The sequence below is a fragment of the Vibrio sp. 1288 genome (assembly GCF_033344475.1).
Window position 1 is genome coordinate 27,608 of sequence record NZ_JAWPOX010000026.1, and the last position, 22,739, is coordinate 50,346.

At 45.2% G+C, this 22,739-nt stretch carries 17 protein-coding genes; 6 read left to right on the plus strand and 11 right to left on the minus strand.

Annotation, left to right across the window (positions count from 1 at the left end):
• Window positions 1–43 precede the first annotated feature (43 nt).
• The 8 genes from R8O11_RS17730 to R8O11_RS17765 all read right to left on the minus strand — a co-directional run bounded on the left by R8O11_RS17730 (window position 44) and on the right by R8O11_RS17765 (window position 9,685).
• On the minus strand, window positions 44–1,345 hold the full coding sequence (locus R8O11_RS17730; RefSeq protein WP_318194307.1) for a BatD family protein: 1,302 nt from the start codon (window positions 1,343–1,345) through the stop codon (window positions 44–46).
• Window positions 1,342–3,072, minus strand: a complete 1,731-nt coding sequence (locus tag R8O11_RS17735) for a vWA domain-containing protein (RefSeq protein ID WP_318194308.1) — start codon at window positions 3,070–3,072, stop codon at window positions 1,342–1,344. The genes R8O11_RS17730 and R8O11_RS17735 overlap by 4 nt, the downstream gene beginning before the upstream one ends.
• On the minus strand, window positions 3,065–4,135 hold the full coding sequence (locus tag R8O11_RS17740) for a VWA domain-containing protein (RefSeq protein ID WP_318194309.1): 1,071 nt from the start codon (window positions 4,133–4,135) through the stop codon (window positions 3,065–3,067). Before R8O11_RS17740 ends, R8O11_RS17735 begins: the two co-directional genes overlap by 8 nt.
• Window positions 4,128–4,706, minus strand: a complete 579-nt coding sequence (locus R8O11_RS17745; protein ID WP_054729304.1) for a DUF4381 domain-containing protein — start codon at window positions 4,704–4,706, stop codon at window positions 4,128–4,130. Before R8O11_RS17745 ends, R8O11_RS17740 begins: the two co-directional genes overlap by 8 nt.
• The gene (locus R8O11_RS17750; protein ID WP_170896947.1) at window positions 4,707–5,669 is read right to left on the minus strand and encodes a DUF58 domain-containing protein; all 963 of its coding nucleotides are present in this window, start codon (window positions 5,667–5,669) and stop codon (window positions 4,707–4,709) included. It lies immediately after the preceding gene.
• A 12-nt stretch (window positions 5,670–5,681) separates the two neighbouring features.
• Window positions 5,682–6,665 (minus strand): AAA family ATPase, encoded by a 984-nt coding sequence (locus R8O11_RS17755; protein ID WP_005376549.1) that lies wholly within the window; start codon window positions 6,663–6,665, stop codon window positions 5,682–5,684.
• 85 nt (window positions 6,666–6,750) lie between these two features.
• Window positions 6,751–8,052 (minus strand): anaerobic sulfatase maturase, encoded by a 1,302-nt coding sequence (locus R8O11_RS17760; RefSeq protein WP_033906479.1) that lies wholly within the window; start codon window positions 8,050–8,052, stop codon window positions 6,751–6,753.
• A 106-nt stretch (window positions 8,053–8,158) separates the two neighbouring features.
• Window positions 8,159–9,685, minus strand: a complete 1,527-nt coding sequence (locus tag R8O11_RS17765; RefSeq protein WP_256900938.1) for an arylsulfatase — start codon at window positions 9,683–9,685, stop codon at window positions 8,159–8,161.
• 140 nt (window positions 9,686–9,825) lie between these two features.
• Here R8O11_RS17765 and R8O11_RS17770 point away from each other — a divergent pair, with 140 nt between their 5' ends.
• Window positions 9,826–10,683 carry a LysR family transcriptional regulator gene (locus tag R8O11_RS17770; RefSeq protein WP_318194311.1) on the plus strand — a complete coding sequence of 286 codons (858 nt, stop codon included), beginning with the start codon at window positions 9,826–9,828 and terminating at the stop codon, window positions 10,681–10,683.
• 134 nt (window positions 10,684–10,817) lie between these two features.
• Here R8O11_RS17770 and R8O11_RS17775 read toward each other — a convergent pair whose 3' ends face one another.
• Window positions 10,818–12,365: an arylsulfatase gene (locus R8O11_RS17775; protein ID WP_005376560.1), complete on the minus strand. Its 1,548-nt coding sequence runs from the start codon at window positions 12,363–12,365 to the stop codon at window positions 10,818–10,820.
• A 306-nt stretch (window positions 12,366–12,671) separates the two neighbouring features.
• On the opposite strand from R8O11_RS17775, the gene R8O11_RS17780 reads away from it, so the two are divergent.
• From R8O11_RS17780 to R8O11_RS17790, 3 genes are all read left to right on the plus strand, one after another.
• Window positions 12,672–13,058: a winged helix-turn-helix domain-containing protein gene (locus R8O11_RS17780; RefSeq protein ID WP_017635365.1), complete on the plus strand. Its 387-nt coding sequence runs from the start codon at window positions 12,672–12,674 to the stop codon at window positions 13,056–13,058.
• Window positions 13,059–13,138: 80 nt separating this feature from the next.
• Entirely contained in the window at window positions 13,139–15,493 is a 2,355-nt protein-coding gene (locus R8O11_RS17785) for a fatty acid cis/trans isomerase (protein WP_318194312.1), read from the plus strand.
• Between the two features lie 18 nt (window positions 15,494–15,511).
• Window positions 15,512–15,703 carry a hypothetical protein gene (locus R8O11_RS17790; RefSeq protein WP_005376565.1) on the plus strand — a complete coding sequence of 64 codons (192 nt, stop codon included), beginning with the start codon at window positions 15,512–15,514 and terminating at the stop codon, window positions 15,701–15,703.
• Window positions 15,704–15,753: 50 nt separating this feature from the next.
• Here the strand turns inward: R8O11_RS17790 and torS are convergent, their stop codons facing one another.
• Entirely contained in the window at window positions 15,754–18,717 is a 2,964-nt protein-coding gene (gene torS, locus R8O11_RS17795) for a TMAO reductase system sensor histidine kinase/response regulator TorS (protein ID WP_318194313.1), read from the minus strand.
• A gap of 43 nt (window positions 18,718–18,760) precedes the next feature.
• Between torS and torT the strand changes: the two genes are divergently transcribed.
• Both torT and R8O11_RS17805 read left to right on the plus strand, forming a co-directional pair.
• On the plus strand, window positions 18,761–19,810 hold the full coding sequence (gene torT, locus R8O11_RS17800; RefSeq protein ID WP_262631379.1) for a TMAO reductase system periplasmic protein TorT: 1,050 nt from the start codon (window positions 18,761–18,763) through the stop codon (window positions 19,808–19,810).
• 64 nt (window positions 19,811–19,874) lie between these two features.
• Window positions 19,875–20,330 carry a methylglyoxal synthase gene (locus R8O11_RS17805; RefSeq protein ID WP_005376571.1) on the plus strand — a complete coding sequence of 152 codons (456 nt, stop codon included), beginning with the start codon at window positions 19,875–19,877 and terminating at the stop codon, window positions 20,328–20,330.
• 77 nt (window positions 20,331–20,407) lie between these two features.
• On the opposite strand, the gene helD is transcribed toward R8O11_RS17805, so the two are convergent.
• Entirely contained in the window at window positions 20,408–22,477 is a 2,070-nt protein-coding gene (gene helD, locus R8O11_RS17810) for a DNA helicase IV (RefSeq protein ID WP_318194314.1), read from the minus strand.
• Between the last annotated feature and the right edge of the window lie 262 nt (window positions 22,478–22,739).

The window sequence follows — 22,739 nt, forward strand, 5'->3', positions numbered from 1 at the left end:
TCTATTCTCTAATAAAAACGAGGCGCTATATTAGCGCCCCGTTTTATTCATTGCCATCTCTTCCAATGACTTTGTCCAGTTCTGGTAACGCTCGCGGAATACGGAATTTAAAGCGTTTTTGTTTGGTCTGGATTTTGCGCCACATCGACTTCAGTAAATGAGCGCTATTTTCACCATTTTGCATTCGCGACGCACTTTTTTGCCACGATTCACTCGTATCGGCTTTGGTCATTTCTAGCTCGGCCGTATTTAAACGCAATTGTTTGTACAATATGGTCCTTGCTTCAGACCAACGTTTAGCCTTTAACAAACGGTGGAACGTCAGCCATGCTGGTGTCGGTCTGTTGCGGTAGTAACGTTTAATGGCTACCAATGAAATAATCACAAAACCCAGCAACACAAGCGTGGAAACAATCCATGCAAAGTATGTTCTGATGAAGGACTTCAACGTGTGCTTCGCGGCAAAAGTTTTGCCCTCTAACATCACCGTTTCCACTTGCTGAGTCTTACTGTTCCACCAACGGAACTCATAATCCGGCAGGGTTAATTCACCACCTTGTTGAATCACGTACACGCTCTCTTCTGTGCGTGTTGACTGGTAATCACCACGTGTTTGCGTATCTGTCAAACGGTGGGGTTGAGGATACGCTTGATAACGGGTTGTTGATTCTCCTTTCAACAAGTCTGGTAGCAATACAGATAGTGAATCTTGAGCCGAAATGGTGATTTTACGCGTGATTGCATCCCCAACTTTGAGTGACTCAGTGGAGGTATCCCACTCTTGCTTTACCTCTACATCTGTTGCAGAAAACCAAGGTGTCTCACCACTCAGCAGGCCCGATGGCAAGACGGTTTTGAACTTAATCGGCTGCGTGTAAAGTGTGCCTGATACCTTCTCGCCGTCCGGCGCAGACACCTGAACGCCCACTGCTACAGGTGGAATCACAAAATCACCAGAAGCTTGAGGATACAAAGTCACTTCCCAGCGTTGACGCGACCAAGTTTGCCCCTCTTTTTGCTCAGTAAAGTTGGTTGCTAGTTGATTACGCTGTTTGGCGATAACATTGGGTATTTCAATATTGCCAATTCTCGTACCACCCGTAAACCAACGCGGCGTTGCCACTTCGATGGTTAAAATAACTTGCTCATTGACGCTAAAGCTTGGTGTTTTACGCTTCTCTCCAGCCGTTGGTTGTTGACCAACCCACGCTTGTAACTCTACACCATGCTCTCGTTGAACGTCACGAATATCTTGAGCTAACACACTACTGCTCAGGAGGAAACCGAAACAGATAACTACCCACAAGGGTAAAGCAAAGGGCGTAAAACGGTGACTTTTCATCATTGCACCGCCTCCTCTGTATTTTCGCTCGCAGTAGAGGTTGATTCTCCGGTTTCTATTGAACGCAATTGAATCTGAAACTTCGCATTTAAGAAGTATTTAGGATCCGCTTCGACTCGCTTTAACCATTTGTCGGCTAATTCTTGGCTACCTATGATGTCGTCTGCACTTAACGTCTCTTTAATCATCAACTCCGCTGACGTTTTTTCATCCGCCCCTTCTGCGGTTTGAGGGTTATCGCCTAGCTCGGTTGATGCTTCTTGCTCTGTTCCTGCCTGACTCTCACTCATACGGTTGATGTCCTCTACAATACCACCAATCACTTTCAAGTTATGCTCAACATCCGGTCTTAGCCTCTCGCTCAACGTTGGCTTGTTGGCTAGGGATTTTAACAAGTCACGTGCAGCCAAATATTCACGCTGACGCGCCAATGCACTCGCCGCATTATAAAGACCGTAATCTCGAACCTCTTCGGACGGGTCGTTTTGCATCTCCAAAAACGCACTGTGCGCGAGTTCAAACTCGCTAGCGTAGTAGTACGCCGTACCTTTGCGTAATGGATCGACAAAGTGTTTCGCGGCTTCTAAATACGCTTGTTGGTTGAACAAACGCTGTCCTTGTTGGTCTGGCGTCAGCCACAAATCCCACCACCATTGCGCCATCTTGTCGAAAGCCGTCACTTTTTGCACAACTTGTGGCTGCTCGGCTTTAACTGAAATATTCTCGGCCAACGCACTTGTTGGCATCAATAACGTGCCGCTCACCATTACAATCACGCACCACTGCACTAACCACCCTTTTCTAAACCACAGCATCATGATCAGCGCGATTGGGAACAGAAGTTGATATCCCATGTCTTTCCAAGGCATTGAAGATTCGCCATTAAGCTGCATATTGCGCTCAATGTATCGGTTCAGTTGCTCGATATCACTATTATCGACGGTCACTTCCACCAATCGACCGTTAGTCTGACTAGCCAGTTTTTGCAGAGAATCCAAATCCATTGGGTTGTTACTCACAATGTCAGCGTTCCCTGCCGCAAGAATTAGCAGTTGATAAGGTTTGCCCGAGAAATACGCTTGATATTGCTCAATCGTGGTCGGGTTCACGCCGTCGCTCACCAACAGAACGGTGGAGCCTGGTTGACCTTGCAATTGTTGATCAATTAACGGCAAGGCTTTTTCGGCAAGCTTACCTTGCACGGGCATAATCTCTGGCGTAATGGCCGCCAAAAATGGGTCAAATACTTTGCTGTCTTGAGTTATAGGCATTGCGACATGAGCACTGCCCGCGAACACGACTAAACCCGTTTTTCCGCCTTTTCGCACGGCTAGCAAATCGCGTATTTTCTGTTTGGAACGCTCAAGGCGGCTTGGTGGGAGATCTTTTTGCAGCATCGATTCGCTGTTATCAAGCACCACCAGCAGAGAGGCTTTATCTTCGCCAAAGGGGGAAGATTCACGTTGCCACGTTGGGCCTGCACAAATCACAATGGCGATGAACACAATCAGCATCAAGAGCTTAAGCGGCAGTTGCTTACGCCAACCTCGCTCACCTATCGTCAAAGCATTGCGTAAATGTTCGGGCAGAATATCCTTCCAGCTTGGCTTGCTTTCTTCTCGCCAGCGTAACCACACCAAGAAAAACATGGGGATCAAAGCCAGTAACCACAGTGGTCGAATAAAATGAAACTGCGTAAAGAATTGCGTCCAACTAAGAGAATCAAACATCGCTCTCTCCTAATGGTGATCGTGTAACAGCCCTTCTTTTGAGTGTTGCGACGCTGAACGCGAGCAAATGCATGATGACCACTAACGCCATCAAGTAATGATGAAGGCTTTGTTTTGGGCGGTATGTAGTGCTTTCGTAAAGTTGAGGTTCCAGTTTGCCAATTTCGTCGTAGGCAGCCGATAGTTCATCACGGTTGAGTGCTTCAAACGCTTCACCGCCGGATTCTTTCGCAATGCGATGAATCGTGTCCATATCCAACGCGGTTTCACCTATCGTTTCCGGATCGCCCATCGCAATGACGTATACTCTCACGCCTTTGGCTTTCGCCACTTTCGCCGCATCAATCGGTTCAACAAAACTGCCCGTGTCGTTACCATCGGTTAATACAATCGCGACTTTTTCACGGTTTTGATCTTGTTCTAAAGCACCACGCGACTTATCGCTTTGCTCAAAAACTTTAATCGCTAAGCCAATCGCATCACCAAGATGGGTACTCTGCCCTGCCATTGCCACATCGGTTTGGTTAAGCAGTTCGAGCCACACTTTTTGGTCTGCGGTAAATGGCGTTTGCACGAAAGCAGCATCACCAAAAAGCACCAAGCCTAATCGGTCACCTTTACGAGACTGAACAAACTCCGACAGCACTTCTTTTGCCGCATCAAGACGAGAAATTTTTTCGCCTGTACGTGAGGTGAAATCTGGCTCGGCCATGGAGCCCGAAAGATCCACCACCACCATCACATCGCGGCCTAAACTCTCGCGAACTTGAGGCTCGCCTAACACGGTGGGTTTTGCCATCGCACACACCACCAAAAGCCATGAAAGAATTAACGTTGCTCGCTGCCACCAACTCGGGGTCAACTGGCTTGCACCTTCTGATGGCGTCTCGCCAATCGCTTCCACCAGCTGACTAAAAAACGGCACTTTGATCGCCATTTGCTTAGTGCGATATGCGGGCACCAAGTAGTACACCACCAACGGCAAGGGCAAAACCAGAAACCACATTGGGTGAGCAAATTCAAAACCAGACAAACCAGTTATCGATGCAAGAAGATCATTCATGTTGACCTCCCTGATGTGCTTTGCGTTTCAATCGTGGTGATTTATTTGCCGCGCTTTTTTGAGCATCACAACGGTGCTCACTCACCCAGTTTTTCGCACGAGCAATAAGCGTTACTCGCTCTTCGTTGGTTAGCGTAACGCTTGGGTCAACAATACTTTGTAGCCAGCACTTTGAAAGCTCATCGTTAAAAACCATTTGCGAGTTTGCTTGAGAATCTTCGGTTTGCGGATACAGCGCATCGAGCTTGCGCAGAAAGGCGGTATCAAACAATTTCGCGTTGCGGCTATCAATATGAATCAGCACTACTTTAAGCACAGAGAACAATACTTTTGGCATGTCTTTGTCGCTCGATTTGATTTGCGAAATCGCCAGTAGAGCTTCTTTTCGGTAACGATTATGCCACCATTGCCGAGCCAATCGATATACGACATACACCAATGCAATGAGCACAACCGCCGCTAAAATTTTCCAGCCAATAGTTTGCGGGTACCAACTCACGCTGGGTGGTACAGCCACATCATGCAGCTCTCTGAGTATGTAGGTACTCGGAGGCGTAGGAAGATCACTCATTTAACGCCCTCCTACCAGTTTTTGGAATTGTTTAATGTGCTCACCTGTCGTATCGAGTTCGATGTGCGGAAGGTGTTTCATCGCCATAAGTTGAGAGAGTGATTGACGCTGTAAGCTAGTTCGAGCCTCAAGCTTTGCGCTCGCAGCTTCTACCTTTGCTTTGCTGTCTAAATTGAGTTGATACTGCCCATCACCAACCACCCATTTCGATTTTGCCAAATCGTCTGGTAGCGCTTGTTCTAATGGGTCACTGACCATCACTGCAAGAACATCGTTGTGCTGTTGTAGCTGTTTAAGGTGATCAAGATGGTGCTCCTCGCAGTCGCTCCAGTCGCTGATAAAAATCAAAGTGGATTGCTTGAGCTTCATGCGTTTAATGAGCTCAATCCATTGACTGAACGTTACTTTTTCGGAGTTGCGGGAGTCCACATTGAGCGATTGATTGGCTTTAGCGAGACGTTTAAGTTGCGCCAGAAGATCGTTTTGCGAACGCTGTGCCTTGCTGTGAAACAACGCCTGCGGGGATGCGATGACAAAACCGACTCGGTCGCCATCTTTTAATACTCGCCACCCACACATCGCTGCGATCTCTGCCGCGACAACCGATTTCATTACTTGCGTCGAAGCAAAAAACATTGTGCTTCTCTGGTCGACACACACGATTACGTTGCGATCTTTTTCTTCTGTATAGCTGCGCACGTGCGGCTTACCTGTACGCATCGTAACTTTCCAATCAAGGTTACGAATATCGTCACCCAATTGGTAATGGCGCAGCTCTTCGAAGTTCAATCCACGACCGCGAAACAACGAATTGTGTCGGCCAGAGAGTACGCTACCCGCCTTTAGGTGAGGAAGTAAACTGAATGATTCTGCTTGTGCTTGCAGACGTACTAAACGAGCGTAATCGCAGTACAAACGGGGATCCATCCCCTGTGATTTTGGCGCAAGAGTTGGCTTAGCCATAATGCCTCCCACTTACCCAATTTCTACACAATCTAGCAGCTCTTGTACGACTCGTTGGTGATCGACTCCGTCTGCTAGTGCGTCGTAGGTCAAAGAAAAACGGTGGCCCAATACAGACGGAACCATGGCACGCACATCGTCAGGAGTCACATGGTCACGTCCTTGCATCCACGCATACGCACGAGCGCATTTGTCGAGTGCGATGGAAGCACGAGGACTAGAGCCAATCTCAATCCATTTTGCTAAGTTTGAATCGGCATAACGCTCTGGCTTACGAGTCGCCATCACTAACGCAACGATGTAGTTTTCCACTAGGTCCGATACCACGATGTTTGGTAACTGACGGCGCGCTTCTAGCACCACGTCTGGCTCAATGTGTTTTGGCGTAATAATTTCGCTGCTGGTTTCCGCACCCAATTCTTCACTGCGCACCAAACGAATGATGTCACGTTCGGCGTCATCTTCTGGATAATCGACGGTAACCTTCATGATAAAGCGGTCCATTTGCGCTTCTGGCAGTGGGTACGTGCCCTCTTGCTCTACTGGGTTTTGCGTTGCAAGCACCATAAATAAGTCCGGCAATACGTGAGTTTTATCGCCTACCGTGATTGTGCCTTCGGCCATGGCTTCAAGCAGTGCCGCTTGTACTTTGGCAGGTGCACGGTTGACCTCATCAGCAAGTACAATGCTGTTAAAAATGGGCCCAGGTTGAAAGTGGAGTTGCGGCTTACCATCCAGCTCTTGATAAACCTCAGTACCCGTCACGTCAGATGGTAAAAGATCCGGCGTAAACTGGATTCGACCAAAACTGGTGTTTAACAAGTTCGCCAAAGATTTTACGGAACGTGTTTTTGCCGTTCCCGGTAAACCTTCTAGCAGAATATGCCCATTTGTTAATAGCCCGATGACTAAAGCTCGAACCACGTGGCTTTGTCCAATGACGCTTTTTTCTGTTTGTTCGATGAGTTCTTTTATCGCTTGTTGTGCGTGGTTCATAGGATACCTTTTCAATGGTTTAAGCCGTCTTTTCGATATTTAAGTATAAGAACAAATGAAATAACTTAAGGTTATATTCACTATGTTATCTTTGCGGTTCTTGAGATTGGAGAAGTTGTGCAAGACCAACCAACATCGGTAACGCATAATCAAAGAACATTTTGATTCCCGAACACAAATAGTTTAGACCACTCTCACCATTCGGCGTTTTGATCAAACGGTTTTTTGGGCACTCACCCCAACAATAAGGCAAGTAAGGGCATTGCTTACAATACGTCGGCAATGAATCGCGTTTTGCCATGCCAAAAGTATATTGTCTTGTAGAGAAGGCCATTTCATTCAGTGAGTGTTCATGAATGTTGGCGAGTTTGTATTCTGGATACACATAGTGGTCGCAACTGAACACGTCGCCATTGTGCTCAATCGCCAACCCTTTGCCACAAAACTCCGCCGTCACGCAAAGCTGAGACGGTTTCCCCATTACTTGCGCCACCGCGGTTTCAAACAGATTAACCAGCACACGGCCAAGATCGTTATTCACCCACTCTTCAAAGGTCGCCATTAAAAAGCGTCCCCAGTCTTCAGGATCGACTGACCAATCCGTTACAATCGACATTGGATGCCCCGGTTTAGCCAGATCACTGCCTTTGGTTGGGATCATCTGTTCGTTCCAAAACTGCGGCGCGGTTGTTTGGAAGTTGTTGGCTTCTACCACCGGCGCAAACTGAATATAAGTCACACCCAATTCTTGGGTTAAAAATCGATATACTTCGAGCGGGTATTTCGCATTGTGACGATTCACCGTGACCAACGCGTTGAATTTCACGCCATGCGCTTTGAGCTTATCTACCGCTTTCATCACGAGATCAAACGTTGGCTTACCGCTGCGGGTTTTGCGATATTTGTCGTGCAGCTCTCGTGGTCCATCAATCGACAAGCCAACTAGGAAGTTGTGCTCTTTTAAAAACGCACACCACTCATCGTTTAGCAAAATGCCGTTGGTCTGAAGGTCGTTTTCAATGCGAACGCCTTTCGGCTGATATTTCTTTTGCAAAGCTACGACATTGCGGAAATAGTCCAACCCAAGCAGCGTCGGCTCCCCGCCCTGCCATGAGAATACAATTTCTTCGCCATCCTGACTTTCGATATAGCTTTTCACGAACGCTTCCAGTGTTGCGTCGTCCATTTTTGGCTGCTTTTCTTGGTGCAGTAGATTTTCTTTATGCAGATAAAAGCAGTACTGACAATCGATGTTGCACTTTGCTCCGCCTGGCTTTGCCATCACATGGAATCGACGGTCATACGCGCCCAAAACCGGCGCTTTAGACGCCGTTTTAAGAGGAACAATAGGCATAGTAGTAGAATGGCGAGGGGAAATCTTACTCATACGTTTCTCACTATTACATATACCCAAATAACCTCGTGAGCGCTGTACAGCAAAAGTGAAGCTATTTGGGTATATAGCGCTCCAAAAAGCGCTATATAATCTTAATTTACTTAGAAGACTTAGGTACGAACGAACCTGCTTCCATACGAGGCGGGAATTCTTTGAATGTACCCATCACCTCTTTCACTGTATCCATTGCTGGCATCATTAAGAATGAACGCTCGTACATCCAACGAGAATAACCCATGCCTTGATCGCCTCGTTCAAATGGATCAATGCTCAAGTCAAAGATCAGTGGCACACGAAGTTTAGTGAACGGCTTACGCCATACATCCATACCCGTTTCATTCTCTTGAATCATAAAGTGGAACTTGTACTTTCCTTGGCGCAATGCCACAAGATCGCCGTCGTCGCTCCAGTAAACGAACTCATTTCGTGCGGATTTGTCTGACTTACCCGTTAAATATGGCAATTGGTTGTAACCGTCTAGGTGAACTTTGTAGTCCATATCACCAACTTTTTTGCCTTTTAGTAGTTCGTCTTTAACTTTGGTCTCACCTGCCGCAGCAACTAGTGTCGGGAAAAAGTCCTCTAATGACATCATGCCGTTGAATGTTTTACCTGCCTCAATTTTTCCAGGCCATTTAATCAACATTGGCACACGGAAACTCCCTTCCCAGCCAGTGTTTTTCTCTGAGCGGAACGGTGTCATCCCTGCATCCGGCCACAAATCAACCATAGGGCCGTTGTCAGTGGTGTAAACAATGATTGTATTGTCATCCACACCTAACTCTTTGATCTTGTTAAGTAGCTGACCGATTTGGTCATCGTGCTGCTTAACACCATCCGCGTAGAAACCGGCACCTGTTTTACCTTGGTATTCTTCAGGAACATGCGTGAAGTTGTGCATGCGAGTGGTGTTAAACCAAGTAAAGAACGGCTTGTCCGCTTTTACTTGTTTTTCTATGAAGCTTTTTGCGGCATCAAGAAACTCACCATCAACATTTTCCATACGCTTACGCGTAAGTGGACCGGTATCTTCGATTTTGCCGTCAGCGTAAGAATGGATAACGCCACGAGGGCCAAATTTCTTCTTGAACTCCGGATCTTTAGGGTAATCCACGTTCTCTGGCTCTTCTTCTGCGTTCAAGTGGTATAGGTTGCCGAAGAATTCATCAAAACCGTGGTTGGTAGGAAGATGCTCGTCTCGGTCACCTAAATGGTTCTTACCAAATTGTCCGGTTGCGTAACCCATTTGCTTAAGCACGGTTGCAATCGTCGGATCTTTTTCCGAGATACCTTCCGGAGCGCCTGGTAAGCCCACTTTTGATAGACCTGTACGTTTTGGCATTTGACCAGTGATGAATGCAGAACGGCCTGCTGTCGAGCTTTGCTGTGCGTAGAAGTTAGTGAACTTCGCACCCTCTTTAGCAATGCTATCGATGTTTGGCGTGTTGTACGCCATCATGCCTTGGTTGTAGGTACTAAGGTTCCAGTAACCAACATCATCACCAAAGATGACAAGAATGTTGGGTTTGTCCGCTGCATGTGCAACTGCAGATGCAGCGCCCAAAGCTAACGTACATGCGTTAAGTACGAGTTTTTTACTGCTCGTTTTGGTCGCATTTTTCATATTATCTCCAAGAGTTCGCTAGTGCGTAAAAATGGTATTCGCTTTTCAATACCATTGTTGATATAAGATAAAGCACTAATTTCAGGCGATAAATGCAGTCAAAATTAGTTAACCTATAAATTAAATTTATGAGTGACGTTATGGACTTGAATTTGATCCAAACTTTTCTTGTTGTTGCGGAGTTTCAATCTTATATAAAAGCCGCGGAACAATTAGGGCTTACACAACCTGCTGTGAGCGCTGCAATAAAGCGTTTAGAGCAAGTCGTAGATAAGCAATTATTCGTTAAAAAAGGACGAGGGATCGCACTAACCTCCACCGCTTATCAATTACTGCCGCAATTCCAGCAAGCGGTTAATATTATTGACAATGCGATATCTGATAAAAATCATTTTGAAGTGTGTTGTTCGGAAATTTTGTTGCACATTATGGACCCGATAAAGAACACTATTTTTTATGAATCACCACCCGAAAAATTCCTATTATTTGAGCTGTTAAGACAACAAAAAGTCGATCTAGTAATCGATACGGTGATCACAAAAGATGCAGCGTTTATTATTGAAGATGCCTATGAGGAAGAAGCCGTGGTTATCTGTCGTGAGAACCATCCCCGTGTACACGGCACGCTCACAAAAGAGCAATTTTATGAGGAAACTCACTGTTTATTTTCAGGAAAATGGAACAACATGTCGGGGTTCGAGCAACTAGCAAAGGAAACAATTCAAGAAAGAAAAGTCGACTTGATCACATCTTCGCTAGCGGGCATGGCGCTGTATGTCGCCCAAAGAGACAGTTTAGGGATCGTGTCTCAATCTTTTGCAAACAAGTGGAGCAAAGCGCTCAAACTTCAAATTTTGCCCTGCCCCATTTCGATACGCTCTATCCCTTACAAGTTCGTCTACCATAAGCGAGAGGTAAACAACCCAGCCCACATCGCTCTACGTGAAAAAATCAAAGCCAACTTAACGGCAGCCCGCTACGAACCAATTTGTTTATAACTCTTGTCAATTGAAGCGTTAGGCGTTTTCGTCATCAAGCTTTCTACAAACCTGAATAGATAGAGTTTTACAGATAAAAAAGAGGCTCATTTTAATGAGCCTCTTTCTATATGTGATACTTCACTTAGCTTTTCCTACTTATTTGGGTTCTCTTTTAGTTTCTCCATCACTTGATCGAGCGAGAAGCTTGCTGCTTTTTGCCTTGGTGGGAACTCTTTAAACGTTTCAAGGAATCTGCCTACGTAAGCTTGCGCAGGAACAAGCATGTAAGCACGGTCTAGCATCCAATCGTAGTAAGTGTTAGAAGTGATATCAGCCACTTCGTAAGGATCCATACGCAAGTTGAAGATCTTAGGAACACGAAGTGTGGTGAATGGTTCAGCCCAAATACGCAACGTGCCTTTTGCTCGTTGCTCCATAAAGACCAGCTTCCATTTGTTATAGCGAAGTGCAGTTAAGTCTCCATCATCTGAGAAGTAAAAAATTTCTTCTCGTGGGGCCTTATCCTCTTTACCAGTCAAATATGGTAGGAAGTTATAGCCGTCTAGGTGAACTTTGAATTTCTTACCATTCGCACTGTAACCTTTGAGCAATTTCTCTTTGATATTGTCATCACCCGCGGCAGCAACGAACGTTGGCATCCAGTCCATGTGATGCATGATATCATTCGAAACAGAGCCAGCTTTAATTTTACCCGGCCAACGTACCATCGCAGGAACTCGGTACGCACCTTCCCAGTTGGTATTTTTCTCTCCACGGAATGGCGTTGTACCTGCATCTGGCCACGAGTTCATGTGTGGGCCATTATCGGTGGAGTAAAAGACGATTGTGTTGTCTTTAATACCCAAATCATCCACTTTTTTCAGTAGCTGACCTACATGGTTATCATGCTCGACCATACCATCTGCATACTCGCTGATACCTGTTTTTCCAGAGTTCTCTTCTTTCACATGAGTACGGAAGTGCATACGAGTTGCGTTCCACCAGACAAAGAAAGGTTTTTCAGCCTTGACGGCACGATCCATAAAGTCGAGTGCCGCATCTAACGTCTCTTCATCCACGGTTTCCATGCGCTTGCGAGTTAGAGGTCCTGTATCCTCAATTTTGCCATCAGCGTACGAACGGATAACGCCGCGCGGACCGAACTTTTTACGAAACTCAGGATCTTTAGGATAATCGACGTTTTCTGGCTCCTCCTCGGCGTTCAAGTGATAAAGGTTGCCAAAAAATTCATCGAAGCCGTGATTAGTAGGAAGGTGCTCATCTTTATCACCTAAGTGGTTTTTACCAAATTGCCCTGTCATATAGCCCATCGGCTTCAGCATTTCGGCAATGGTTGCGTCCTCTTCCTTCAAGCCAAGATCAGCACCTGGAAGCCCCACTTTACTCAAACCTGTTCTAAGAACGGTTTGGCCCGTAATGAAAGTAGAACGGCCCGCTGTACAAGATTGCTCACCGTAATAGTCAGTGAACATCATGCCTTCTTTGGCGATACTATCTATATTTGGTGTTTTGTACCCCATCAAGCCAAACGTGTAAGCACTGAGATTGGACTGGCCAATATCATCACCCCAAATGACGAGAATATTTGGTTTCTCTGCTGCGATACTGCTACTTGTCGCACCGATTAAAGCGGCGGCAAGAATCGCTAATCGGCGTTTAACGCCATATTTCGCTGTCATATAAACCTCTGTGTGTATTAGAAAAGTGCTTCCTGCAACAGAATGTATAGTTCACAAATAGCGGATAAGCGAATTTACTAAATGAGAATTCTTTCTATCTTTGCCTAACATTACACCGTTATTTGTAGCTAATACGCACTCCAATAGCACTTTAGTTCAGAGCGCCATCGCACCATTCATCACTACTGGTAATCTCAAATATTAAGATTGTCTACGCATATCACAGTGCCCATAAAGTACCTGATTGCTTTTATATAAATATTAATGATAATACGTTTTACTACCATTAATAATTAAGGTGCCCGCGTGCTTGACTCCAAGGTTTCAAATGGAAAAACTTACCAATGCCAACACAACGGCGTTCACCATAATGATGAGGAGCTATTACTAGATAAGCGCACTCACTCTGTGGTACTCAATTACTTGCCAAACAAGAAATCTGTTCAGTTAACAAGCATTCAATTTAAGCTGCTGCAAACTCTCACTCACCATCAAGATCAAGTACTTAGTAAGCATTTTCTTTACGAAACAGTACTAAAACGTGAATTTACTGAACATGATCGAGCACTCGATATGCACATGAGCAGAATGAGAAAGCGTCTAGTTCACGAAGGCGTTCCAACAGACAGAATTCAGACAGTCCACCGCCAGGGTTACATTTTCAAGCGCTCAGACAATCAACAGAAAAATTAACGCTAATTGGCCCAACTTTTGGTAATTGACCGCTTATTTTGCTTTAATTAATGCAAATTCGAATCACGTAAAATAACTCAATGAATTTGCGCTTAATTTTTACACTTTGCATTGCTACTTTGTTTGCCGGCTGTGCAACCTATGCTGGTCTTAACTATGACCAACTGTTTGGTCCACAGCTCGTGCGTGAACGCACAGTTGACGTGGAAACCCCTCAAGCAAACTTCTTCCAAAGCGAAGTTAAACCCATTATGGATAACCGCTGTGTCGTCTGCCACGCGTGCTACGATGCACCATGTCAACTTAAGCTCTCTTCTGTTGAGGGCATTGACCGTGGTGCGAGTAAAGCACTGGTATATGAAGGAACAAGACTCACAGCCGCAGCACCAACACGCTTATTCGAAGATGCAGAAACAACCCAAGAGTGGCGCGATGCGGGTTTTCATCCGGTTCTCAACGAACGTGATCAAAGCATGGCAGCCAACATTGATGCAGGCCTTATCGCACGTTTGCTACAACAAAAAGAGCGCCACCCATTGCCTGACCAAGTCCAGTTAGAAGGCTTTGACTTTTCGATAGACCGAGAGCAAACCTGTCCAACGATTGAAGAATACGAGCAATACGAAAAGGATAACCCGACCTGGGGAATGCCTTTTGGTATGCCAAACCTATCAAACAGTGAATACCACACACTCATGACTTGGTTGGAAAACGGCGCAATAATGAACGTTCACCGACCTGTTAGTGAGAAAGAGCAAGCGCAAATAGATAAGTACGAAGCATTACTTAACCACTCTGATTTGAAAAATCAGCTGATGGCTAGGTATATATATGAGCATTTGTTTTTATCTCATCTCTACTTTTCGGAACTCGATGAAGATCCCCGATTCTTCACGCTCGTCCGCTCTGCTACACCACCAGGACAGCCCGTCAAACGTATTTCAACGCGTCGCCCGTACGATGATCCAGGGGTTGAACGTGTGTTTTATCGAATTATTCCAGAGCAAGGGACCATAGTAGATAAAACTCACATGCCATTCGCGTTAAACAAGCAACGCATAGAGAACTGGAAAACTTGGTTTATTGATGCTGATTACATGGTTAGTCAGCTACCGAGTTATGAACCAGAAGTTGCTGCAAACCCGATGACATCATTCATCGACCTTCCAGTGAAGTCGCGCTTTAAGTTCATGCTAGATAATGCACAAAATACAATAATGGCATACATCAAAGGCCCAGTTTGTCGTGGCCAACTGGCATTGAATGTTATCAATGATCGCTTTTGGGTGTTTTTCCTTGATCCAGATAAAGCAGACATCCCAGAAGTAAATGAGTTTTACCGATCTCAGGCTGATAATCTAAAACTACCGGCAGAGCAAGAAAGTAACACGCTACCTGTTACCAACTGGGTCAAGTACGCGCGTCAACAAGCTCGCTACCTAGAGGCTAAATCTGAGTTCACTAATAACTGGTTTAAAGAAGGTGAAAACCTATCCACCGATGTAATTTGGGATGGTAATGGCACCAACCATAATGCGGCATTAACGATATTCCGCCATTTTGATAGTGCTTCTGTTGTTCAAGGGTTAGTTGGTGAACAGCCTAAAACAGTGTGGATTCTTGACTACGCGTTACTAGAGCGTATCCACTATTTGCTTGTTGCTGGGTTTGACGTTTACGGTAACTTCGGCCACCAGCTCATGACACGAATGTTTATGGACTTCTTGCGTCTAGAAGGCGAAAGTAACTTTATCTCGTTGTTACCCGCCGATATGCGCCATGAACTTCAATCTAGCTGGTATAAAGATCAAAGCCCGCAGTTGAGTGACTTTTTACAACGAAATGTGAAGCCGTTTAACCAACCAACCAGCGTTCAGTATAAGAGTGACAATCCAAAAACGGAGTTGGTGGAGTTGTTGAGAGAACATGTCTCAGATGTGCTTCTGCCTCGCTACGAAATTCAAGACACGGCTCTTTCTGCGAGTAGTGAAAAGCAACTAAAACGTATTGACCACGTTCGTGGTGAAGGCCTGAAAACCGTTCCGCAAATCACTATGCTTATGGTGAGAAGTCAATCAGGGGAAGATGAACTGTTCACCTTACTTCACAACAATGCACACACAAACATCTCTAGCTTGTTTGATGAAGAAAGTAACCGTGACTTTGCTAACGATGATATGACCATTGTACGCGGCGTTTTGGGAAGCTACCCTGCGGCATTTTTCTCGATCAACGAAAACCAAGTAAAAGATTTTGTCGATCAATTTAGTGCCATCCAAAACGAGTCCGATTACGTTAAGTTATTGGATAATTTTGCGATTCGTAGAAGCTCAGAAAAATTCTGGTCATTTAGCGATCGTTTACACAATTGGTACCGTACAAAACAACCGATCGAATTTGGATTACTTGACTATAATCGTTTTGAGAATCGATGATGATTTAAGGGGGTTCTCATGGGTATCCGAGATAACATTGCCGCTCTTGAACAACAGATTTACGTTGCTTGTTCTGAGGGAGACTACGAAACGGTCAATATGCTTGAGCATCAACTCGAATACTTGCGTGGCAAAGTGGAACATCCTTTTGATGATGACCCTTATGCCCTAGACACTCGATTCGAGTGGGAAGATGACATGACCGAATAGAAAAAACCTCCGGAAAGCCGGAGGTTTTTTTATTTTCAATGCTCGATGGATTACTTCGCCATTAACTCATCCAGAGCTTGAATTGATGCAGACACTTGAGAAACTAAATCATCTTTAGTCGCATTATAGGTATCTAGAGGTTGAGGCGCGGCTTCAATTGCTTGGCAAGCGTTCATTAGCGCAGTTAGTCCTAAACTTCCTGCACTGCCCTTTAATTTATGGGCAAGGTTCTTTACTTCTTTACTATCATTGTCCTCAGCAGACGCTTGCAGCTTGCTTAATACATCGGTGCTGGTGGCTCTAAACAGATTAATAATGTGCAACATCTTATCTCTGCCCAAGATTTTCATATCGGACTCAATCACGCTCGGATTAATGATGACCACATCGGGTTCCTTTGTTTTAGGTGCTTGAACGACCTTTGATTGTAGCTCTTGTTCTTGAGGCGAAATTTGATCAAACGGGGTACAGTCGGCATTTTGTGGCAACAACAACGGCTTTCCGTCTAGCGCATCCTGAATCAATGCCGCGAGTGCCTCTTTTGCCAATGGCTTAGGCAAGTATCCGTCAAAACCAGCGGCTAGATAGCGCTCAACTTCTTCCGCAAAAACGTGCGCAGACACTGCAATCATTGGCGTGACGGCAAGCGCTTTATTGGCCGGCTTATCACACTCAATCCGCTTTAAGCGTTGGATCAACTCAGTTCCATCACAATCAGGGAGATTGATGTCGACCAAAGCGATATCAAAATCTTGTGTGCTGATCAGTTGCTCTGCTTGTGAGCCGTTTTCTGCCATCACGACTTGATGCCCCATGCTTTCTAGAAAACCTTCCGCGACCACTCGGTTGACTTCATTATCTTCTACCAGCAAGACCTTTGCTTTCACTTTGCAACGTGCGGTTGCCACGGTTCCTGTTTCAACAGGTTCGCTTTCCTCTAACGGAATAGAGAACCAGAATCGGCTACCATTTCCCTCTTCGGAATCGACTTCTAAAACACCGCCCATCGCTTCAATGATTCGCTTACTGATGGCAAGTCCAAGCCCCGTACCTCCAGTTTGGCTCATCCCACCTTCAGCTTGCGTGAAGGCATCAAACAACGTTCTCTGGTATTTTTTGGCAATTCCTATTCCAGTGTCTGATACTTCAAACAGGACTTGCGACTCGTCCTCAGGGTTCAGGCTAACGTAGATATCAATTTCTCCTTCGTCAGTGAACTTAATCGCGTTACCAACAAGATTGTTCAGCACCTGACTGATTCTGGTGACATCCCCTTTCCAGTAGCGACTAACATAACTTTCAATATGGTAGGAGAACAGCAGCTTCTTCTCTTGTGCTCGACTGTTCATTAACTGGAAAGTGTCCTCCACCATTTGGTGTAAATCGAAGCCCATGTGACGAATTTCTAAATGCCCCGCTTCAATCTTGGAGTAATCCAGCACATCATTAAGGATCGCGAGCAACGTTTTACCACTACGATTAATGATTTCCGCATAACGCTTTTGAATTGGGTTGAGGCCTGAGTCAATCAGCAAGCGTGCTGTCCCCAACACTCCGTTCATTGGCGTTCTTATCTCATGGCTCATCGTCGCCAAGAATGCCGATTTTGCTCGGCTCGCTTGCTCTGCTTGCTTGCGAGCTTTAGCGTGATTCAAAACCTCTTCATTCAAACGGCGGTTGGCTTGTTTTAACTGCGAAGTGCGTTGCTCAACAAGCTCTTCTAAATGCTCTTTATGCTCCTCAAGCTCTCGCTTGGCTTGAGCTTCACCCTCTGCTACCACTTTTAGTGCTTGCGCGGTATTACGAGCCGTGATGATGGCCTGCCCCATATGCGCCAACTCATCTTTGCCTTTCACTTCCAACTCAACCGCTAAGTTACCCTGCGCCACAGACAGCAACGCAGCGGAATATTCCGCTAACCGCTTCACAACAGAAAGGTACACCACACGCCATAAAATCAGCACCAATACAATCAAACCAACAATTGAAATAACGGTTAGAGACCACTGAGCGAATTTCAGTGTGCTGGTCAATTGGTCTACAGCGACGGTAGTGGTTTTGTTTGAATCATCAACCAATTTGTTGACCGTGCCATTAAGCTCTGAGAACAACTCTAATGTCTTTTGCATCAGTTGTTGTGACTGCTCGTTATTCTCGTATTGCTGCATCAGTATAGAAAATACGACCTGACGCTTACCAAGCTCTATGAGCAGTTGGCTCATTTGCTTAGAGCGCGTAGGATCTTCCACAGCGAGTACACGGCGTTGCATGATTTTGAGGTTGCTATCGAAATCACTTTGAACCTGTTGAATTCGCTCAATATTCGTTAATGTCCTAGCCTCTTCAATTTGATTCAACATTTTAAAGGCCAACAAGTGCAGTTCATGCAATCGTTCCGTCAGATCAAGATCGACCTCCACCAGTGCATCTAGCGCCTGATAAACTTGCGATTTTTTATTCGATTCTAATAAGTCATAAATATGCGTGACGTTAGCAACAGCAATGGTGCTTGTATTCTGAACTTGCGTACGAGTTAGTTGTTCTAGCTCTTCACTGAGCAGACGCATTTCTTCAACACGAGTATCTATCTCTTTTGCAAGCCACAGCTTTTTTTCAACCGAAACACCGAGTTCTGCCAAATTGTCGATAACGTTCTGGACGTTATTCTCTAAAGCTTCTAACAATTGAGAATCGAACGACTCACTCCCGAGCTCCTTGATGTGAGTGAGTAAAGACTCGAGCTGTTCGAACAGCACTCGCCCTGACTCCTTTCTTTCCTGCTCGTTTCTTGCGTTCGACAACATTTGTACAGACGAAATAATACGAGTACTCAACTCAGAGACTTGTCTCGCCTCAATCATGGCGGGAATCGCAGAATCCACGACATTTCTTTCGGTTTTGGCAACCAAAGAAAATCCAGACACACCAATAAGTGCCGATAACATGACCAGTATTGCCATCGCAATGAAAGACAACAAAAGTTTACGACCGATGCTTGCAGTTGCTAGCAGCATATTTTCATGACCTTAATGTTCGTGTTCAGCGACATATTACGTTATATTTTGCAGTGTTTACTTAATCTATGCCAACGAACTTCATTTCATGGTTAAAAATCAACACTCATTTCGCACATTTTTCAAACATTCTGCAGCCACTTTAACCCTAGTTGCTTCTTTGCCAGCGGTTGCCGCAGAGAAAATATGTGCAATATACCCTCACCTAAAGGATTCATACTGGTTGTCAGTAAACTATGGAATGGTGTCCGAAGCGAAAAGAGAAGGTGTCGAGCTACGAGTCCTTGAAGCGGGCGGCTACCCAAACAAAACCCGTCAAGAACAACAACTCGCACTGTGTAACCAATGGGGAGCAGATGCGGTTATCCTTGGGACCGTGGACCCACAGGCTTACGAGCATTCACTTAAAAATTGGGTGGGGAATACTCCCGTTTTTGCTACTGTGAACCAACTCGACTTGGATGAAGAACAAAGTGAGTTGCTAAAAGGGACTGTCGGTGTTGACTGGCATTGGATGGGATACGAAGCGGGTCAATATTTGGCCGCTCGCCATCCAAAGGCGTCAGGAAAAACCAACATTGCCTTACTTTTGGGGCCGCGAACTCGTGGTGGTACGAAACCCGTTACTGCCGGATTTTATGAAGCGATACAAGGAAGTGATATCAACATTGTTGACTCATTTTGGGCAGACAACGACAAGGAGTTACAACGTAACCTAGTTCAACGTGTGATCGATATGGGAAATATAGATTACATTGTTGGCAGTGCAGTGGCGATTGAAGCGGCCATCAGTGAGCTGCGCAGTGCCGGCAAAGCTGAGGAGATCGGTTTAGTTTCTGTGTACTTAAGTCATGGTGTATATCGAGGCCTGTTACGTAACAAAGTACTCTTCGCACCAACAGATAAAATGGTGCAGCAAGGTCGGCTTTCCGTGATGCAAGCAACGCATTACTTAAGAGGTGAAGCTTATGACAAACATGCCTCACCAACCATCAAACCACTGACTCCGAAGACGCTTCATGACGACACGATCGAAGAATCGTTATCTCCGTCAGAATATAGGCCGACATTCCGTGTTAAGGCTGTTGATTGAAAGACCAAAAACGTGTTCTATTGAGTCACAACAATTTTAAAATCATACAAACGGAAACATCTTGATGCAAAAAACCATTCGTACCATGCCAACCCATAAACATGTGGCTTTGGTTGCTCACGACAACTGCAAACCTGAGCTACTTCGCTGGGTAAAAGAAAACAAAGAAAAGCTACAGAGTCACTTCCTTTACGCAACTGGCACGACAGGACACATGCTGAGTAAAGAAACTGGACTTGCGATCAAGAGCATGATCAGTGGTCCGATGGGCGGTGATCAACAACTAGGCGCTCTCATTTCAGAAGGCAAAATCGACGTTCTCGTTTTCTTTTGGGATCCACTGAATGCCGTACCTCACGACCCAGATGTTAAAGCGCTTCTTCGTATTGCTAGTGTTTGGAATATTCCTGTAGCAACGAACCGAGCCACCGCTAAGTTCCTGTTTAACTCCCCTCTTCTTGAGCAAGAAGTAGACATCGAAGTACCGGATTACGAAGCCTATCTTGCTGAGCGCATGTAAGCTTTGATGCCAACCAAATAAAGCAAGGGCGATACCAAGTATCGCCCTTGCTGTTTTTAACATTCTAAACGTTGCATTTAACGGGAAGTCACTATGGGATAGTCACCATTAACGAGCTCTTGAACGAATGCAGATCCCGCGCCAGTATGCGTGATCCAAACCTTCTCTTTCGCACGTGTAATAGCCACGTAAAATAGCCTGCGCTCTTCTGCGTAAGGGAATTTGTCTTTGGACTCCGTCAACGCACCATCAATGTGAATTTGCTTCTTCTTAGCGGGGAATTGCCCCTCATCCACAGAAAGAATAATCACAAAGTCAGCTTCGCGTCCTTTACTCGCATGGCAAGTCATAAAGCGAATATCGAGATTAGGGAAACGTCGCAACCAATCGTCGAACAAATCGGGCTTATGATAATGGTTACGTCCTAGCAATAAAACTGACTTGGTTTGCTTGGCTTGTTGATTCAAGTGATCCAAGATCTTTTCCACTTGATTGCTCGGCGCGGTATGTACGCTCTTCTGCTTGCGTTGTATGTGGCTGTTTAGTGTTTTCGGCAACTGCGATGGGTTTTGCTGCACGAATGTATTCGCTACATCACCAATCTGATTGTTGAAACGATAAGTTGTATCTAAGTGATGAACGGTTGAGTGAGCAAAGCGTTCTTTAAAACCAGTGATAAGATCGACATCCGCTCCTGCAAACTGATAGATAGCTTGCCAATCGTCGCCAACAGCAAATAACGTCGCACCTGCTTGTTTCTGAGTGGATTCACACAGTGCTTCAATCAATGCCAGACGGTCTGGAGAGATATCTTGATACTCATCGACCATAATAAAGCGCCATGGCGAGACAAACTTTCCTTTATTCACATAATCTGTCGCACGACTGATCATGGTTGGGAAATCCACTTGGTTGCTTTCTTTAAGCATTTTCTGCCACGCTGTAAAACATGGCCAGCATAAGGCGAGTTCACTATTTAAACGCGTATAGTCTTGGTGGTTTACGAGCTTTTCTTGTACTTGCTTTTTGGTCAACCCTACCGCCGCTAAATGAGACAGCTGCGAATCTAGCCAAGCGATCAGTTTTGGATTTTCTGAATGGCTTCCTAACTCATCATCCCCTTTTAGGTACGCAATCGGCCATTTGTCTAAATGTTTTTGCCAACGTTTAAAGTTGGTGGGTGTCATCCAATGTTTTTTCAACCAGTCTACACACCATGCCGTTCGTTGATTTTCGTCCAACGCTAAAGGGCTAATTTCGACAGGTTGCTGTTCGACTTGTTTAAGAATATACAAGCCCAACTGATGGAATGTGTTGACGCGCACACCGTCTGCCGCCATGCCCACTTTATCTACTAAGCGTTCTTTCATTTCAGTCGCCGCATCACGACCGAACGCTAACATGAGAAGCTCTTCTGCTTGAGCCTGATGGCTTTGCAACAAATAGGCAACTCGTGCGGTTAAAACGCTGGTTTTGCCCGAGCCGGCACCAGCAAGAACTAAGTTGTGGTCGTCGTTGAGTAATACCGCATATTGCTGGGATAAATTCAAAGGAGAGGATTCAATTTGATTAAACAGCACTTCCCAATTTGGACGTTCTGCTTCTAGCCAATCGCGATTACGCTCACCAAGCGCCTCAGAGGTATCAATGAGCCAAGGCTCTATTTGCGACATACGATTCGGCATTCGCATTTTGGCTTCTTCTAGGGTGGTTTTCATCTCGCTTAACTCTTGGTTAAGACTTTCAACCCAGGAGACCACTTGAGAATGCGATAAGTAAGCAGGCAAGTGCTTTAGTTTGTAAAGCTCTTCTTCCCACTTAGGTAGATACTCAGCCAGTTTTCGGCACTGAGTGTTGTGCCATTCTTGATACTGACGAACAGCTTCAAGAGCAAACTTACGGCATTGTGGCCACGGTAGTCCTTGTACTAGCCAACTTTGTTGTTTGCCTTCGTGCTCATGAGCAAAAAACTGCAAAGAGCTCCATAACAACCCACGCTTTACGCTAACTTTGCCATTCCAGATCGTAAAAGGAATATGTTCTTCACTGCCTATTGAGCTTAATAAAACACTGTTCTCTTTTATTTCGACGTGATGGTACTCATTTTGAATAAAAAACTGTGCTTTGTTAGTGGCAGTAAGCTGCATGAAACGTGCGCCTTTTAGTTTAGAAGTTGTCGATTTATATCATTTTAAGGCGCTAAATTGTAGCAACGGCGAGCACCTAAGTAAGCTTCTTCTTCTATTCTTTAATAAAATTCACATTACTGTCGATTTAATAACCTAAAGCTGAGGTTATTTGAAGCTGGCTTTACAATCCTCAATACATGACCTGGCAGTTTTAATATAAGTCAATGACATCCCTGCTGATTTTATCAGCAACCACGAATTTTTCTTAAAGTAAATCATA